Annotated in this window: 15 protein-coding genes; 8 read left to right on the forward strand and 7 right to left on the reverse strand. The window is 58.8% G+C overall.

Features of this window, described 5'->3' with window-relative positions; genetic code table 11:
• The first annotated feature begins 148 nt into the window (after window positions 1-148).
• Entirely contained in the window at window positions 149-1,501 is a 1,353-nt protein-coding gene (locus QZ648_RS11340) for an IS4 family transposase (protein WP_291997083.1), read from the forward strand.
• A gap of 337 nt (window positions 1,502-1,838) precedes the next feature.
• Here the strand turns inward: QZ648_RS11340 and QZ648_RS11345 are convergent, their stop codons facing one another.
• The 6 genes from QZ648_RS11345 to QZ648_RS11370 form a co-directional block, all read right to left on the reverse strand.
• Window positions 1,839-2,321 (reverse strand): PEP-CTERM sorting domain-containing protein, encoded by a 483-nt coding sequence (locus QZ648_RS11345; RefSeq protein WP_291997084.1) that lies wholly within the window; start codon window positions 2,319-2,321, stop codon window positions 1,839-1,841.
• 283 nt (window positions 2,322-2,604) lie between these two features.
• Window positions 2,605-2,886 carry a hypothetical protein gene (locus QZ648_RS11350; RefSeq protein ID WP_291997085.1) on the reverse strand — a complete coding sequence of 94 codons (282 nt, stop codon included), beginning with the start codon at window positions 2,884-2,886 and terminating at the stop codon, window positions 2,605-2,607.
• 216 nt (window positions 2,887-3,102) lie between these two features.
• Complete coding sequence (gene istB / locus QZ648_RS11355; protein WP_291997086.1) at window positions 3,103-3,837, reverse strand: IS21-like element helper ATPase IstB; 735 nt, start codon at window positions 3,835-3,837, stop codon at window positions 3,103-3,105.
• A gap of 12 nt (window positions 3,838-3,849) precedes the next feature.
• Window positions 3,850-5,388: an IS21 family transposase gene (gene istA, locus QZ648_RS11360; protein WP_291997087.1), complete on the reverse strand. Its 1,539-nt coding sequence runs from the start codon at window positions 5,386-5,388 to the stop codon at window positions 3,850-3,852.
• Between the two features lie 531 nt (window positions 5,389-5,919).
• Complete coding sequence (locus tag QZ648_RS11365) at window positions 5,920-7,143, reverse strand: IS4 family transposase (RefSeq protein WP_366144128.1); 1,224 nt, start codon at window positions 7,141-7,143, stop codon at window positions 5,920-5,922.
• 218 nt (window positions 7,144-7,361) lie between these two features.
• Window positions 7,362-8,399, reverse strand: coding sequence for an integron integrase (locus tag QZ648_RS11370; RefSeq protein ID WP_291997088.1), 1,038 nt, complete (start codon window positions 8,397-8,399; stop codon window positions 7,362-7,364).
• A gap of 140 nt (window positions 8,400-8,539) precedes the next feature.
• Here QZ648_RS11370 and blaOXA point away from each other — a divergent pair, with 140 nt between their 5' ends.
• From blaOXA to radC, 7 genes are all read left to right on the forward strand, one after another.
• Entirely contained in the window at window positions 8,540-9,334 is a 795-nt protein-coding gene (gene blaOXA / locus QZ648_RS11375; RefSeq protein WP_291997089.1) for a class D beta-lactamase, read from the forward strand.
• Window positions 9,335-9,598: 264 nt separating this feature from the next.
• Window positions 9,599-10,711, forward strand: a complete 1,113-nt coding sequence (locus QZ648_RS11380) for an ISAs1 family transposase (protein WP_291997237.1) — start codon at window positions 9,599-9,601, stop codon at window positions 10,709-10,711.
• Between the two features lie 54 nt (window positions 10,712-10,765).
• Window positions 10,766-12,442, forward strand: a complete 1,677-nt coding sequence (locus QZ648_RS11385; RefSeq protein ID WP_291997090.1) for an AIPR family protein — start codon at window positions 10,766-10,768, stop codon at window positions 12,440-12,442.
• A 786-nt stretch (window positions 12,443-13,228) separates the two neighbouring features.
• Complete coding sequence (locus QZ648_RS11390) at window positions 13,229-14,311, forward strand: primase-helicase zinc-binding domain-containing protein (protein ID WP_291997091.1); 1,083 nt, start codon at window positions 13,229-13,231, stop codon at window positions 14,309-14,311.
• Between the two features lie 13 nt (window positions 14,312-14,324).
• Window positions 14,325-14,591: a hypothetical protein gene (locus QZ648_RS11395; RefSeq protein WP_169068256.1), complete on the forward strand. Its 267-nt coding sequence runs from the start codon at window positions 14,325-14,327 to the stop codon at window positions 14,589-14,591.
• Window positions 14,592-14,691: 100 nt separating this feature from the next.
• Window positions 14,692-15,498: a DUF1738 domain-containing protein gene (locus QZ648_RS11400; protein WP_291997092.1), complete on the forward strand. Its 807-nt coding sequence runs from the start codon at window positions 14,692-14,694 to the stop codon at window positions 15,496-15,498.
• Between the two features lie 83 nt (window positions 15,499-15,581).
• Complete coding sequence (gene radC / locus QZ648_RS11405) at window positions 15,582-16,181, forward strand: DNA repair protein RadC (protein WP_291997093.1); 600 nt, start codon at window positions 15,582-15,584, stop codon at window positions 16,179-16,181.
• A gap of 108 nt (window positions 16,182-16,289) precedes the next feature.
• Here radC and QZ648_RS11410 read toward each other — a convergent pair whose 3' ends face one another.
• Window positions 16,290-16,934 carry an XRE family transcriptional regulator gene (locus tag QZ648_RS11410; protein WP_291997094.1) on the reverse strand — a complete coding sequence of 215 codons (645 nt, stop codon included), beginning with the start codon at window positions 16,932-16,934 and terminating at the stop codon, window positions 16,290-16,292.
• Window positions 16,935-16,951 lie beyond the last annotated feature (17 nt).

A 16,951-nucleotide genomic window follows, 5' to 3' on the forward strand; every position in this document is an offset into this window, starting at 1 on the left:
CGTTGGTGGTTTTACGGCTTAACGCATCTCGTTATACACAACTCACTCATCATAATCTGGCCGCCCGATGCGCCCCGGGCAAGTAGTTGACAGAATTTGTCTGGTATACCCCTTGCTTGGTCCTTCCCATTTTCATGGGGGTCGGACGATGGCAAACTGGGCGGGAGACGAATTTGGTGGGGCTGAACTTGGGGACGGACGTCTGAAGCTGAGGCTGATCAAACTGGCGACACGCTTTGCCGAGCAGCCGACGGCGAGCATACCGGGCGCCTGTGGGGATTGGGCGGAGACGGTGGCAGCGTACCGTTTCTTCGATCAGGCCCGCGCTGACAAGCGCGGGTTGAACTGGCAATCGATCCTGCAACCGCACATGGATTGCAGCCAAAGGCGCATGGCACAACACCCGGTGGTGTTGTGCCTTCAGGACACCACCGAACTGGACTTCAACGGTCAGCAGATCGAAGGACTCGGGCCGCTCTCGTACGAAGCCCAGCGCGGCATGTATCTGCACCCGACCTATGCGGTGACCCCGGAACGCGAACCGCTCGGGGTGATCGACGCCTGGATGTGGGCGAGAGAAGCGAAAGCGGCCGACGGAAGCCGGCCGGGCATCAGCGAGAGCACGCGCTGGATCGAAGGCTACGAGCGGGTCGCCGAAACCGCGGCGACGATGCCACAAACGCGATTGGTCTATGTGGCCGACCGCGAAGCGGACATGGTCGGCCTGATGCACCGTGCCCAGGCGTTGGGGACGCCGGCAGACTGGCTGATTCGCGCCAAGCACAACCGCTGTTTGCCGCAAGGCGGCAAACTGTGGGCGGCAACTCTTGCCGAAGCGCCACTCGGCGAGATCGAATTCACCCTGGCATCGCGGCACGGGCAGCCGGAACGAATCGTTCGCCAGCAGTTGCGAAGCCAGGCGGTCGACCTCCCCGCTCCTGGCACGGACGGCCGTCACGTCCGTGTGACCTGCCTGATCGCCACGGAAATCGAAGCGCCCGCCGGCTGCAAGCCGGTCGAATGGCGCTTGCTGACCAATCGTAAAGTCGTCGGTCTTGAGGCGGCCGTCGAGTTGATCGACTGGTATCGCTGCCGCTGGGAGATCGAAACCTTGTTCCATGTGCTCAAGAACGGCTGCCGGGTCGAGGCCTTGCAGCTGGGCAGCCAGAGCAAGCTGGAACTGGCGCTGGCGGTCTATCTGGTCGTTTCCTGGCGCCTTGCCCGCCTGATCCGCCTGGGACGCATCCACCCGCAGGGGTCTGCCGATCTGTTCTTCTCCGAAACGGAATGGGCCGGCGCCTTTATCCTCAACAAGAAGAAGCCACCGACGAAGGTGCCGACAATTCGCGAGGTCATCCGTCTGATCGCGCAGCTCGGCGGATTCCTCGCCCGCAAGGGCGACGGCGAACCCGGCGTCAAATCCCTTTGGCTCGGCATCCAGCGCTTGCGTGATTTCGTCTCCGGCGTAGAGCATATGCGTGAGATCGGTCATGTCATGTGAGTTGTGTATAACGGGATGGCCCATACGTCAACCTATGAGCAAGCGGCAACGACCGCAAAAGGCAAGTGGCTGCGCTAGTCAGCAGACAGCGACCAGATGCAATCGTTGCAATAAGGAAAAACGCGCCCCCCTCACGGCGACAAGCGCTCAGCTGAAAAGCTGAAAACGCGGGCGTCTAATGCGTAAGTGAGCGGTACCGAGCTTGCGATCCTACCGCTCGTTCAAGCGAAAGAAGCTTCTGATCTGAGCGCCGTCAACAAATCCTCTTAAACTCCATCCGACCCCTCCACAGATAACCAACTACAGAAGGCTAGGCAAAAAAAGCAAAACCCCTGGCTCACGTGCGCCTAAGGCGACGAGAAGACAACACGCCAAGGCCAGACAAGACAAGAAGAAGCGTCGCAGGTTCTGGTATCAGCGCAGATTGGTGGAACGAAAAGGCTGAGATCTCGGCGCGTCCGCCGCCGAAGCTACCACTATCTCCAAGCAGAAGAAGATTCACGGGATAAGCGCCAATAGACCCTGATCCAATCAGGGCATTATCCACAAATAGTTGGTAGCCACTCCCAAAAGCCCCTTCGAGTCGATAGTCGTGGAAGGTGGTATTGTCCAAAGTTGCCAAGGTTGCTGCGTTTGTTTCGTCGAGGATTGCCGTCGGAGAGAGATTAATTGCTGCAAACTGTGCGGATGTTGCGGCATAAAACGCAAGCGCCTGACCTCCGCTCAATACTCGCGCCCTCGCGCTGAGGCTAAACGGCAACGAGGGATCAACGACCCCTTCGAGCTTGTAGTAAGCAGCGTTTGTCAGAGTCCCATTCATTGACAGGACGCCTCCTGAGACCGAGAAGACATCAGATTCGGCGGCCCCACTTGTAAAATATGTCCAACCCTGTGCGCTCGGCAAGGTTGAGAAGTCTAGAGAAATCGTTGTCGCCGCAGCTTGTGTGTATTCCACGCAATCTGGACACCGATTCCACGGCAAACTGGACACCCATTCCACGTGAATCTGGACAGTCGGAGCGTAGCGACGCGGGGTTGAAAGGTTTTACTCTGAGCCTCGTCCTGTGGTCAAGTTTTTGGCATGCAAAGGCAACCGCTGGGCGTTACTGCGTAACGGATTTTTTGGCCAATCGAAGGCGCTTTTCGTAGTAGTCAGTCTCTCCATTCGGAACCCGCGCCGCGCGCTTCAAAGCGGCGTGGTCCGCCTCCCGAAGTAGGCGCTCAAGGAGCTCGCGTTGCGTTACGGCGTAACACGCCGCCAGGCGCTCCAAGGCACGCTTGGCGTGAAGGTTGACCAGCAGATTCAGCCGCTCGGCCTGGCCGTCCACATCTTTCAAGTGACGAACGCGATAGTCCGATTGCCGTTGAGCATTACTTTTTGCCATGTTGATGGTCCTGTGGAGCGTTACGCAGTAACGGTTTTGATGGAGTGCTTGCGGCGCCCGCCGCGCAGCGATCAAGAGCGCAGGCGGTGTCGCGCTTTGGGCGCAACGAGTGACACCGCGCAGAGTTATCCACGGCCGCCCGCCAGGCTGCGCTCCCTCTATAGCAGGCGGGCTGGCGGGCGGCGGTGGGTAACTTGTCGAGCTTGCTGGAGGCGTTCATACCGGCGTCTCCGGCTTGCGCAGCGACTCTCCATCGAGGTCCAGCGTATGCGCCTGATGGACCAGCCTGTCCATGATCGCGTCGGCCAGCGTCGGATCGCCAATCGACGCATGCCAATGCTCGACCTGCAGCTGGCTGGTGATGATCGTCGAACGGCTGCCGTGGCGGTCATCGAAGATCTCCAGGAGGTCCCGGCGGCTCTCGTCGGAGAGCGTTGCCAGCCCCCATTCGTCGATCACCAGGACCTCGGTCTTGGCCAACTGCGCCAGCGACTTCAGATAACTGCCATCGCCGCGGCCGATCGCCAGCGCCGGCAAGAGACGCGTCAAACGCACATAGAGGACCGAATGCCCCTGCCGACACGCCTGGTTGGCCAGAGCACAGGCCAGATACGTCTTGCCGATCCCCGTCGGCCCGCAGATCAGCACGTTCTGGTGGTCGTTAACCCAGCGCCCGGTCATCAAGCGGGCGAACAGCCCCCGGTCGAGTTGGCGCGGATGCCGGAAATTGACATCTTCTGGCGTCGCCGCCTGTTTCAACCCGGCGCGTTTCAGACGCGCCGCATTCTGTCGTGACTCGCGTTCGGCGGCCTCACAGTCGACCAGCAGCCCGAGGCGCTCCTCGAACGACAACTGGCCGATCTCGGGGCTTTGCGCCTGGCTGGCCAAGGCCCGGGCCATGCCCGGAAGGCGCAGTTGGTGGAGTCTCTCGACGGTCGGATGATTCAGCATGGCAAAGCTCCTTCAGTGGTAGTAACCGGGGCCACGCACATTGGCGTGCTCCGAGGGCAAATGGGTTTGGGCCGGGGCGCTCACACGCTGCTTGTCGAGGCCGTTCTTCAAGATCGATTTCAGGCTGCTGTAGGACGTCGCGCCGATGGCTATGGCCCGCTCGCAGGCCGCTTCCAGGCGCTCGTCCCCGTAGGTCTTGCCCAGGCGCAGGATGCCCAGGCAGGCCCGGTAGGCCTGTTGCGGATGGCGGCGCTGATGCAGAACGCTCTGCACGACGCCCTGGGCATGCGGCCCGATACGCCCGGCCCAGTCGAGTAGGCGCGGGGCATTCCAGCCCTGTACCGCCCGATGCGCCGGTGCCATGTGCGCATCGACGGTGGTGTGCCGGCCGCGGGCGTCGTTGCGGACATGACTGGCAATGCGCGTGCCGCGATGGAAGAGTTCGACGGTGCTCGCCGTCAGCCGGCTATCGACTTGCTCGCGGGCGAAGCGGTAGGGCACCGAGTAGTAGTGGCCGACGAGCTCGACGTGGTAATCGATGCCGACCCTGACGACTTTCCATTCGGCGAACTCGTACCGCGTCACCGGCAAGGGCAGCAAAGCGGGCCGATCGAGTTCGGCGAAAGCCGATTGGCGGCAGCCGGGCAACTTCTTGAACGGCCGGTTATTAAGCCGGGTCATCAGTTCGGCGATGCTGCGGTTGAGCTCAGTGAGGCTGAAGAAACGCTGGTGGCGCAGACGCGCCAGGACCCAGCGCTCGACCAGAAGCACCCCGGCCTCGGCCTTGGCCTTGTCTTTCGGGCGACGCGGCCGGGCGGGGAGAACCGCGGTGCCGTAATGGGTGGCCAGGTCGCGGTAGGTCGGGTTGAGTTCGGGCTCGTAGTAGCAGGCGCTGGTGACGCCGCTCTTGAGGTTGTCGGGCACCACCAGGGCGGTGACGCCGCCGAGGTGTTCGAAGGTGCGCACATGGCTGCCGATCCAGTCGGGCAGGCTCTGGCTCCAGGTGGCTTCGCCGTAGGTGTAGTTGGAGGCACCGAGGACGGCGACGAAGATCGCCGCCAGCCGGATTTCGCCGCTCATCGGGTCGGTGATCGGCACCGTCTGGCCGGCGTAGTCGACGAACAGTTTCTCGCCCGGGGTATGCGTCTGGCGCAGGCTGAGCGAGAGCCGCCCGACCCACTGCCGATAAAGGGCGCAGAAGCCGCTGTAGCGGTAGCCGGCCGGTTGTTCGGTTTTGTATTCCTGCCAGAGGAGGTCGAGGGTGACGCCCTTGCGCCGCAGTTCGCGGTGCACGACCGGCCAATCGGGTTCGGGGCGGGTCTGGTTCGACGGTGCCGCCGGCGGGTACAGCTGCGCCTCCAGCTCCGGCTCGCTCATTCCCGCCGGCAGCGGCCAGGTGACGCCGTAGAGCTTCGCGCGGCGGAGGACATCGCCGACGGTCGTCGGTGAGGCGTGGATCGCCCGGGCGATCTCGCGGTGGCTGCGACCGCCTTCAAGGGACAGCCGTAAAACATCAAGAATCTTGCGCATGGATAGCCTGCTATTCGCCATGTGGGCCTCGGCAAATCTCCCGAGGGTGCCACGGTTATCCCGCGCGCTACGATATTACAAATGACTGTCCAGTTTGCTCTGGAATCGGTGTCCAGTTTGCCGTGGAATCACTGTCCAGTTTCGTCTGGAATCGGTGTCCAGTTTGGTGTGGAATACGCAGTAGCGTCCTCAAAGCGCGCCTGTACGTACGACCCACCAAACTTGGAGCCAGAAGCGCACCCGCTCCGGCACTGGAGTAAGTCGGTCGGATATCACCTATTGTCGCCCATAGCTAGCGAGGCGACGCATCGGCAAGCGAACTAAGCGATCTAAAAAGAAGCAATATTTGCACCCGAAAAACATTCACATATAGAAACAGGTACTTAGAAACAACCGCTTGGTCGAAAGCGCACCAAGTGTAAAAAAAACCGACACTTTTAGCGTTGCGCGTGCATCAGCGGCGCCAATAAGTGCGCTCGAAGCGCAGCGCTGGCTCACTCTCTGCGACGTCCCTCGGGGTTGGCTGACCAATCCTCTCAACTTAGCATTTCGTCATACCGGCTTGTAGGCGTGATACCGATGCGGTTTTCGCTGCGGCGGTCGAGGTTTGGAGCGGCCGGCGACAAACTTCTGGAGGTTGGCGGCGATCTCGTGAATGAGGGGCTTCAATCGCCGCGTCGTCGCACCGGCGGCGAGCAACCATCGGCCGATCTGGCGCTTGATCTTGTCGATCGCCAAGGTACGGTTGATCTTCCATGGCGAATCGGGGTCCAGATGCGCGTCGGTGGCGACGTAGGCAGCCAGGGCATTGAGGTTGTCGAAGACGGCCTTGGCACCGAAGTCCTGATTGGCCGCTTGCCAGGACAAGCCGGAGGTATGTTCGAGTCCCAAGCGATGCTTGAGCCGGCGAAATGCTTCTTCGATCCGCCAACGGCCGTGGTACAAAGCACCGAAGACGGCCGCCGGGAACGCGACGGCGTCGAGCAGCGAAGTCATCACCACATGTTGCCGCCCGTTCGGCGTGATCACCCGCACCAGGCGAACCGTTGTCGGCGTCGCCGGGCACTCGTAGTCCTGCGCATCGCGCGCGCTCGGCGCACGCAGGATCACCAACTGCTCGCTCTGCCCCGAGCGCATGAACTCACGTACCACCTTGAATCCACGGGACATGTCACAGCGAATACAGAAAGGAATCCCGCGTGCGGTCAGTGCTGCCGCCAGCCAGCGGCAAGGAAAGCCACGGTCCAGGACCAGCAGGTCGTCGACCTGCAGCCGCTCGATCACCTCGAAGAGCATCTGGCGCTCGTCACACGCGCCATGCTGCAACGCGAAGTGAAGGAACATCTCAATTCCTGGCAAGTACAGGCCAAACGCCGCACCCGTGACGATCGAACGTACCCCGTCTTTCATCGTCGTCAGCCGGACCGCCGCGGTGTCGCTCGCCACTATCCGCAGACCCTGCCATCGCGGCACCGGCAGATGCGCTTCGACCAGTTCCATCAACTTCCGATTGACGTCACCGAACACCAAAGCACCGATCTTGTAGCGCGCCTTGCAGAAAGCCTGGGCGCTCACCAAGCGGACCGAGTCCGCACGATTTCTCAGGTTGGCAAAGAACTGGTCCAGTTCGCCTTGGACCGCACCCTGTACGCCCGACAGCAAAAAGGTCAGGACGGTTGGGAAGCTGAGCGTGCGGTTGCGGGTGAAATACTTCGGCTTGAGACGGGCGTTTTCCAATAATTCCTGTGAAAACAGATAGTTGGCAAGCCCGTTAATTACTTTAGCATATGAAGGGCGTCATACAATTACCCTTTATAAACAATATGTTACAGCGCAATTATCCAATGAAAATGGGCAGCATTCAAGCCGCGGTCGGAACTATGCATTTATGCTAAGTTGAGAGGATTGGGTCGAAGTTGCGTTCGGAAAGCGGCCATTCGCTTACCGACAGCTTGGCAAATTTGATTCTGGCTTGCGCCAATCAACGCAAACACTCAGCCGACAAGCGAACCCGTTGCCATTCGATCTACCGGACTCATCACACCGCGCCCGCCTCGATTCAGCACGTGGGTGTAAATCATCGTCGTGCTCACGTCACTGTGACCGAGCAACTCCTGCACTGTTCGAATGTCGTAACCGCTTTCCAGCAGGTGTGTGGCGAATGAATGGCGCAAAGTATGCACCGACACCTGTTTGCTTAATCCAGCCAGCAATACCGCCTGCTTGATAGCGCGTTGCAGGCGTTGTTCGTAAAGATGGTGGCGACGACGGATGCCGCTACGCGGATCAATCGACAGATCAGGGGCCGGCCACACCCAAAACCACGCCCATTGCGTCCCGCCGTTTGGATACTTCCGATCCAGCGCATCCGGCATGAACACGCCCGGCAAGCGCTGCTCACGGTCTTGCGACCAGATCAAACGGGCATGCGCCAACTGTGCCTTAAGCGGCGCAGCCAGCGACTCGGGCAACATCACCCGCCGGTCCTTGCCTCCCTTGCCGGCGCGCACGACAATTTCCCTGCGCTCGAAATCAACATCCTTGACCCGCAGGCGAAGTGCCTCCATCAAACGCAGACCCGTGCCATAGAGCAATCTCCCAAGCAGCGCCATCGGCCCCTCCAGCGCCGCAAACAGGCCAGCTACCTCGCCTACCGAAAGCACCGTTGGCACTCGGACACGATCCTTTGGACGCAAAATGTCGTTCATCCACGGCAGATCAATTTCCAGCACCTCGCGATACAGAAACAACAGTGCCGACAACGCCTGCTTGTGCGTAGACGGCGCCACGCCGCGCTCTGCCGCCAGCCACGACAAGAAGGCAGTAACCTCGGCGGAGCCCATTTCCTTGGGATGCTTCAACTGATGAAACCGTATGAATCCACGTACCCAATAGACATAGGCTTCCTCGGTACGTATGCTGTAATGCCTGTACCGGATACGCTCACGCACCTGATCAAGCAAGCGCACCGATGTAAGTGGTGGCCTTTCGACAGGCTTGCAGGGTTTGACCGGATATTTAGTGCTGTACATAACAACAGTATATCAACGAAAAGCCAGATGACAAGGACGTTGAGCGAGATGCCACTTGCCAACATAGATCTCAAGCAGGAGAGAAACCCTGCAAAATTGACGTCTACTTCACGTTAGCCATATCTCCAAGACTATCCGCAATGCCAACTCTACTCATATCGATTTTTCTTCTCTGCTTTTCGCTCTTTGCTTACGCAGAAGAAGTGGCTATCGCTCAACTGTTCAGCAAAGCTGGTATCGACGGAACTGTGTTGATCGAATCAGCCAACACTGGCCAGCGCTTTGTTCACAACAACGCCCGTTCGAAGCACGCTTTCACCCCTGCCTCTACATTTAAGGTGCTCAATACCCTGATCGCTCTTGACGAAGACGTGATAGCTGCAGCAGGTGCAATCATTCCGTGGAATGGCACTCAATTCGAGATCACCGATTGGAATCACGACCAAACTCTGGAAAGCGCCTTCAAGGTCAGTTGCGTATGGTGCTACCAAGAGTTGGCACGGCGAGTCGGTGCTGTGAAATATCCCGCGTATCTCCATCAGGCGCACTACGGGCAGTTGCGCCAACCATTTAATGGCACGGAGTTCTGGCTGGACGGCTCGCTGACCATCAGCGCCGAACAGCAGGTAGCCTTTCTTAAACAGGTGGTCAAGCGCAGCCTGCCGTACCAAACGAGCAGCTACGACACACTTAAAACAATCATGCTCGCTGAAACAACTCCGCACTACCGTTTGTACGCCAAAACCGGCTGGGCGACCCGTAGCACACCCGGCGTCGGCTGGTATGTTGGGTATGTGGAGGTAGCTGAGGACGCTTGGCTGTTCGCACTGAATCTCGACACACGTAACGCCGCTGACCTGCCACTGCGCAAGCAGATCGCCCTGGATTCGTTACGGGCCAAAGGCATCCTGCCAGCAAACAGAGTGACAAGATGAGCCTAGATCGTAATTTCGAAGTCGGCGCTAGCGAGACGGCGACAATTTGGCTAACACTGCGCTCCAAGGGACGCTGCGCGATAAAGCCGCGCAGCGCCCCAGGGCCTAGGCACTCGAATGGCATGGCGTTTCTTGCTGGACCGGCGAAGCGAAAAATCGTTAACATTCATGGACTTATGACAAGGGCTTGTAAACCCCTCTGGAATCAGGTCTACTCTCGTCTTTTGGACGACCGAAATGAGTGTGACGAATGGAGCCAGCCTGATGCGCTGCTTGAGGGAAGTAGACGATCCGCGCAAACCCAGCAATGGAACGCTGCATGATTTTGTGGAGATTCTGGTGATTGCCATGGCCGCTGTGCTCTCAGATTGTGACACCGTCGAAGACATCGCCTATTGGGCGTCCGAGAAGGAGGATTGGCTGCGTGACTTTCTGCGACTCAAGAACGGCGTGCCCTCCAAGAAGACGTTTCTGAGGATCTTCCAAGCGCTGGACCCGAAGCAATTCGAGGTGGCGTTTCGCCGCTGGGTCGCTGAGGTGGTCGGTGCCCTCAATGGCGGCATCGCGGTCGATGGAAAGACCGTGCGTGGATCGGGCAGCGGCGGTGAGACGGCCATTCACATGGTCAGTGCCTTCGCCACAGCATTGGGCGTCGTTCTTGGCCAGGAAAAGGTCGCCGCCAAGAGTAACGAGATCACGGCCATCCCGGAACTGCTCCAGGCCCTGGATATCAAGGACTTGCTGATCACCATTGACGCCATGGGGTGCCAGAAGAACATCGCCCGTCAGATCACCGACCAAGGCGGTGACTACCTGCTTGCGGTCAAAGGCAACCAACCGGCGCTGCTGGAAGCGATCGAGACTGATTTCATTGACCAATACCAATCGGAAGCCGTCGACCGCCACCGCCAAATCCATAAGTCCCGTGGTCGGGTCGTCGGCCAAATCGCCTCGGTCCTGCCCGCAGAAGGGACCGTTGACCTGGCCGATTGGCCCAAGTGCAAGACGATCGGTCTGGTCGACTCCTTGCGCAAGGTCGGCGATCAAGAGTCGAACTTCGAGCGGCGCTATTACATCAGCTCTCGCGAATTGACCGCCGAACAACTTGCCGTCGCCGTGCGCGGCCATTGGGCCATCGAAAATCGACTTCACTGGGTGCTCGACGTCAGCTTCGGTGAGGATGCCAGCACAGTACGTAAAGACAACGCCCCACAGAATCTTTCCCTCTTGAAGAAGATCGTTCTCAATCTGATTCGGCTGGATACCACCGACCAGAAGAAAACCAGCTTGCGCCTAAAGCGCAAGGCAGCCGCTTGGGATGACGACCTCCGGGCGAAGATCATGGGTCTCGTCAGACTATGCCATTCGAGTGCCTAGGCCCTGCGCAGCGCCCCTGAGCTAGGACGTTAGAAAAATAAGGAAATTGACGTCATGAGTATCGTCCACTTAAGACAAATCAATGCACATCTCGAAGGAAACTACCGAGCACACATTGATCTATCTGATGTGTCTCAGAAAAGCGTGGAAGAACAAGATCAAGTGTTTCGAACACGTGCCTTAGCAGCGTATGCGTTAAAAACACAGGCAGAGGTTTCATTTGAAATATCTGCGCAACACGTCACAGATGGCTATGGCGACAATGGGCTTGATGCGGTCTATTTCAATCGATCGGATCGCGTATTGTATCTAGTTCAATCCAAATGGAGCCAAGATGGATCAGGTTCCATTAGTGTCGGAGATATGCAGAAATTTTTGCAAGGCTTCAAAGATCTTATAAACGCAAGGTATAAACGATTTAATAACAAAGTACAAGGGATAAAGGCGGAGATTGATCAAGCGCTCAATGATGCAAAAACTCGATTAGTAATGATTGTAACCTATACTGGGACACATCCGCTTAGTGCTGAGGTAGAGGCCATATCCAACGATCTCGCTGCTGAAATTAACGATACAACAGAAATATTGATATTTAAAACACTCAGACAAAGCAATATTTATAGTGCAGTAGCGCGTGGCGCCGAAGCTCAACCGATTGATTTAGAGCTCGCACTGCATTCATGGGGCCAGGTTCGTGAACCGTACTTGGCGTACTACGGACAGGTTTCTGCAAGTGAAGTAGCCGCTTGGTGGCATGACCACTTTCCGCAGATTTTTTCTCCAAATATACGTGTGTACCTCGGCAGTACTGAAATCAATGATGGGATTACTGATGCAGTAATAAACTCACCCGAAAAGTTCTGGTATTTCAATAACGGTATAACCGCTCTTTGCTCGAATATTTCACGCAAGCCAATCGGTGGTGCAGGCCGAGATATGGGGGTTTTTGAATGCGAGGATTTTAAAATTGTTAATGGCGCGCAGACAGTAGGTTCAATCGCTGCGGCTTTCGACCGTTCACCTGAGAATATTGCGAATGCCAAAGTCCCAATTAGAATAATTTCTCTATCGGACACTCCGGAAGAATTTGGCAAAGAGATTACTAAAAACAACAATACACAAAACAGAATAGATAGAAGAGATTTCGTCGCGCTAGACGAAAATCAAGAACGAATTCGGAACGAGTTGCTGCTTGAGAATGTTGCCTATATATACAAGTCTGGAGATTCGCTTCCGCCTGATGTAGAGGGATTTGATTTGGTCGAAGCAACGGTCGCGTTAGCTTGCGCCCACTCAAACTTCAGTCATTCTGTCCAAGCCAAACGCGAAATCGGGCGCTTATGGGATGATATTTCGAAGGCGCCATACCGAGCACTTTTTCATGATGGGATTAGCGGCCCTCATCTATGGCGACTGGTGCTCTTGCTGCGAATTATCGACGGCGTATTAGATAGCAAAGCTAACACGCTAGAAGGCAGAACGCGCCTTTGTGCGATTCACGGCAATCGTCTCATTTCTCATATTGTTTATCGGCAACTGCCGAGCGATGTGGTATCAGGTTCAGGGCGCTTGAATAAAACTGAGTCAGAAGACGCCGCCAAAAAGACTCGAGAATCGTACGAAAATGTATTTGCTACAATCGAAGCCCACTATCCAGATTCTTATCCTGCGAGCCTTTTCAAGAACCAAACAAAATGCGCAGATATTATCGAGAAAGCAACTGCCGCATAAGTGTTAACAGTGCCGTAAACGCGGGCGCATTTTTTCTTCGCTGCGCTCACTACAAATGCGCCGCTTACGGCTGACGTTGAGCCTGTATAGATTGCCTTCTCGTGAACGTCGGCTACGCGCCTCAGCGACTGACCGCAATGGGTCGGAACCGGGCGTAGCGAAAGGATCGAAGCCGCCGTTCGGCGTGCTTGGCCACCGGATGGCCGGTAAAGGATCCATACCGGCCGTCCGCACAGTGTGGCGCCAATGACCGCTCCGGCCGACGACCAGACGTAGAACGCCTCGTTCCGAATGCCCGCTTCGCAGCAAACACCGGACACTGATTGTCGTCGCTCTGCCGGCGCTCGTCGCCGCCAAATTCCGCCGCCAACTATGGCCGCCAAATTTGCGCGGTTCGACGCCGCCGCTAAAGCTCGCCGAATTCGATTCGATCAGGACGCATTTCGCCCGCCGAAGGCCGTAGTGCCTGCGTAACATCGTAGCTGTTTCCTCCCCTGCAGCACTTTCCCCGGCCACCGTGCCGGGGCTTTTCGGAGGGGTTCGGTGAGCCTCCTGCGAACAGCCCATTGAGTTTCGATCCCGCACCGTAAGGCGCAGGATGGACGTGTGGTAGCTGGCCACGAGAAAACAAACAGCATCATGACCCCGCCGGGGAAGCGTATCCCGGCAGGGCTACCTTCATGCCGCGCGGAACGTTCCAACCGGCCTTGCCGTGGCCTTCCCCAGGACCTCGACATGGGGTGCTTCGGAAGGTCCCGACCGGGACATTCCATGGAGGCACCTGCAATGAAACAGGCTTATCAAACACAGAGCGTCAAGGATGACGCACGCGGGCGCTGGGAGCGGGTCCTGCCCGATCTGGCGCCGGCGTTGAAAGAGGCTGTGGAGCGGCGAGGGAAGCATGTCCCTTGTCCGGTCCATGGTGGTCGGGATGGCTTTCGGGTTTTTCCTGACGTCGATCAAACCGGCGGCGGCGTGTGCAACACCTGCGGCTTTTTTGCCGACGGCTTGTCTTTGCTGATGTGGGTCAACGACTGGGATTTCAGTCGCACGATCCGCGAAGTGGCCGAGCATGTCGGCGGCCAGCCCGTCAGCAGCACCCGCAGACAATGGCCGTCAGTCGCAAGCGGTATGCCCGACGATGCTACCCGCCGCGAACACCTCAATCGCACTTGGCGGGAATCCCTCCCGCTGACGCACCCGCAAGCCGAGCCGGCACGTCTTTACCTGGCGCGGCGCGGTCTGTCGGCAACGGCACCCCAAACCCTGCGCTTTCATCCCGCGCTGGGTTACTACGCCGATCGGTGTCTCGTGGGGCGCCATCCAGCCATCCTTGCCCAAGTCACCGGGCAGGGGGGCGATTCAGTGACTCTCCATCGCACCTATCTGACGGTCGATGGCCACAAGGCGTCGGTTGACGCGCCCAAGAAGCTGATGCGCCATCCCTCGGCGCGACAGCTGACCGGCGGCGCCATTCGCCTGATCGCCCCCGGGAGTCGCCTGGCGGTGACCGAGGGCATCGAAACCGCACTTGCCGTCATCGAAGCCACCGGTCTGCCCGCCTGGGCGACCGGAAATGCCCATCTTCTGGAAACCTTTGTTCCTCCTCCAGGAGTGCGCCAGGTCCTGGTCTTCGCCGACAAGGACCGGCCGTCGCGACAGCACCCGTCCGGACACGGACAGGAAGCGGCGAGGGCATTGGTGACTCGGCTCTGGGCCATGGGGATTCAAGCCGGTGCGATTGCGCCAGCGCTCACGATTCCCGACGGCCAAAAAGGGGTCGATTGGCTCGACGTGTTCAATCTCGCAGGGAAAGCAGGTTTTCCCACGCTCGGCAGTGTCGACAAGGCACTCACCCGGGCCGCCTGACGAGGAGGTGACCATGTACGGCGTCATCGACTTCAGCCGGATCGCTACCCGGCCAGGGGGTTTCGGGCCTTTTGCTCCGCCAGTCGGATGGCAGGGCGACTACCGGCAATACCTGCAAACCCGCTTCGATGGGGACATCGGTGTGCGACAACAGATCCTCGTCGTCGGCCGAATCCTCGTTCGTCAACCGGACGGTACACGCGCCAGGTTTCTCGGCCCGCATGCCGTCGAGGCACGGAAATTTGCCCTTTCCGCCGGCTCATCAATCAGCCGCTGCTAACGCAGCAGACTTACCCGGCCTTGGCCGGTTTTTCCATCCCACGGGGAGTGTACCGCTCCCCGCCGGGGATGGTGCCTTCCCGTTTTTCACTGGAGGCACCATGTACGACAAATTCGCACCCCTTCTCGAACAGGCTCTTACCGAGCCCGGGATCGTCAGTCAGGCTTTCCGCCGGTTTCACCGTTTCAGCATCGGCAACCAGATTCTGGCGGCCCTCCAGCTCCGTCAAAAGTGCCTGCCCCTGTCGCCCATCGCGAGCTTCAGTCGCTGGAAGGCGCTGGGTCGTTCGGTTTGCAAGGGACAGAAAGCACTCTCGCTGTGGATGCCGATCACCGTCAAACGTTGCGGCACGAACGCGGTTTCTGACGACTCCGGCGATCCCGGCGGCAGCGAAGAGGTATTTACGCGCTTCAAACTCGCGCCGCGCTGGTTCAGCCTGGAGCAGACCGAAGGTGAGGCCTACGCCGAGCCTGTCGAATCGCCCCATTGGGATGCCGAAGCGGCTTTGGCCGCGCTGGACATCACGCTGGAGCACTTTGATTACCTGGACGGCAATGTCGAGGGCTATGCGGTTGAGCGCCGCATCGCGGTCAGTCAGTTGGCAGAGCATCCCCACTCGACGCGTTTTCACGAGATGGCTCACGTCGTTCTCGGGCACACCCTGGAAGGCGACTGCCATGACGCCGCGTCGACGCCACGAAGTGTTCGCGAAGCCGAGGCCGAAGGCGTGGCCTTTCTCCTGTGTTCGATCCTCGAGTTGCCAGGCCGGGACGAGTCGCGAGGTTATATCCAGTCGTGGCTCAAAAACGGTCAGCTCCCGGAAAGATCGGCACAGCGGATCTTCAGCGCCAGCCAGAAGATTCTCGAAGCCGGCAGACCCGTTAGCCAGCCAACCGTAACGCATTAAGCCGCAATCTTTGAACCCCGCGGGGCGTGCATCGTCCCGCAAGGGGAGGGTGCCGCCCCGTTTTTCTATTGGAGGCACCCCAGATGATCCATTCAAGCAACCGCGAACTCCTTTCGATCGTGCTCGGCGACGAGGCAGCGTTGCTCGCCACCCGTTCGCTGGCCGAGCTTTTTGGGCTGCGCGCGCCCCGGCAGACCACTACCCTTGGCACGGAACAGGCGCTTCTTCCCTATGCCGTGCCTGACCGACTGATGGCGGCCCGGGAACTCCTTCGGCGCGCCCTGGCGGAAGAGCTTGCGGAATCGCCTGTCAGCTTGTCTTCAACGACGGCTGTTGGCGACTACCTGCGTCTGTTTCTTGGCGGGCAGGAGTACGAGAGTTTCGTCGCACTGTGGCTCGATGGGCAGAACCGGCTGATCGCCGGGAGCGAGCTCTTTCGCGGGACGGTGACCCAGACGTCGGTCTACCCCAGGGAAGTGGTCAAAGCCGGCCTGAGGCTGAATGCCAGTGCCGTCATCCTGGCGCATAACCATCCCTCGGGGCATCCCGAGCCGTCACGCGCCGACGAGCTGCTGACCAGCGAGCTCAAGAACGCCTTGGCGCTGGTCGACATCCGGGTGCTCGACCACTTCATCGTGGCCGACACCGCGGTCATGTCCTTCGCAGAGCGGGGGCTGATCTGACCAAAAAAATACCCGCCACCTCGGCGGGTATTTTTTTGTCGGCAGCAGGCCGGCGATGAACGGCCGAATGTAATTGCTAATTACAAGACGGCTCGCCGAACGTAATGATCAGCGAAGCCGACCGGAAAAGACCACCGTGCCGCGAACAACGGTGTCGTCTGGCAGACGCATGATCGGTGTCGGCCAGTTGGGATTGAGCGTCTTGAGAAAACGGCCTTCCGGCGTGAGCACCAGCCGCCGGAAGAGAGCGGTTTCTCCGTGGAGCACCACGACATCCTTGCCGTGCGAAGCGGGAACGCGCGGGTCGACGAAGAGAATCTCGCCTTCGCGGTAGCCGTCATTTCCGTTCATCGCCTCGCCGAGCACTGGAAGGGCGAAGGTCTCGTCGCTGTGTTCGACGGGGCAGGCCAGCCACGCACTCTGACCGCCGTCTCCCGATGAGTCGGTGGGCAAGATCTGTTCCCAGCTCAACACTGGCACCACGCCCCTGGCGAACATGTGGGCGGAGATCGGCTCCCGGCCGGCCAACTGATCCGGCGTGACCCCGAGCTCGGCGGCGAGCTTTTCGAGCGTGTCCTGCCGCGGATGTTTGGCCTTCGAGCGCTCCCTGAGAATTCGGTTGATGGCCGGCTGCGAGACACCCGAACGATGGGCCAACTCGGTCTGATTCAGGCGATGTTTGCTCATCAGCGCTTCAAGGATTTCTGCCACCGGGCTGTTGCTGGCGACTGTTCTGGGGTCGGTCATCATCATGGATCATCCGATTTGTG

Origin of the sequence: Candidatus Accumulibacter sp. ACC012 (assembly GCF_907163155.1) — a bacterium.
Classification (GTDB): domain Bacteria; phylum Pseudomonadota; class Gammaproteobacteria; order Burkholderiales; family Rhodocyclaceae; genus Accumulibacter; species Accumulibacter delftensis.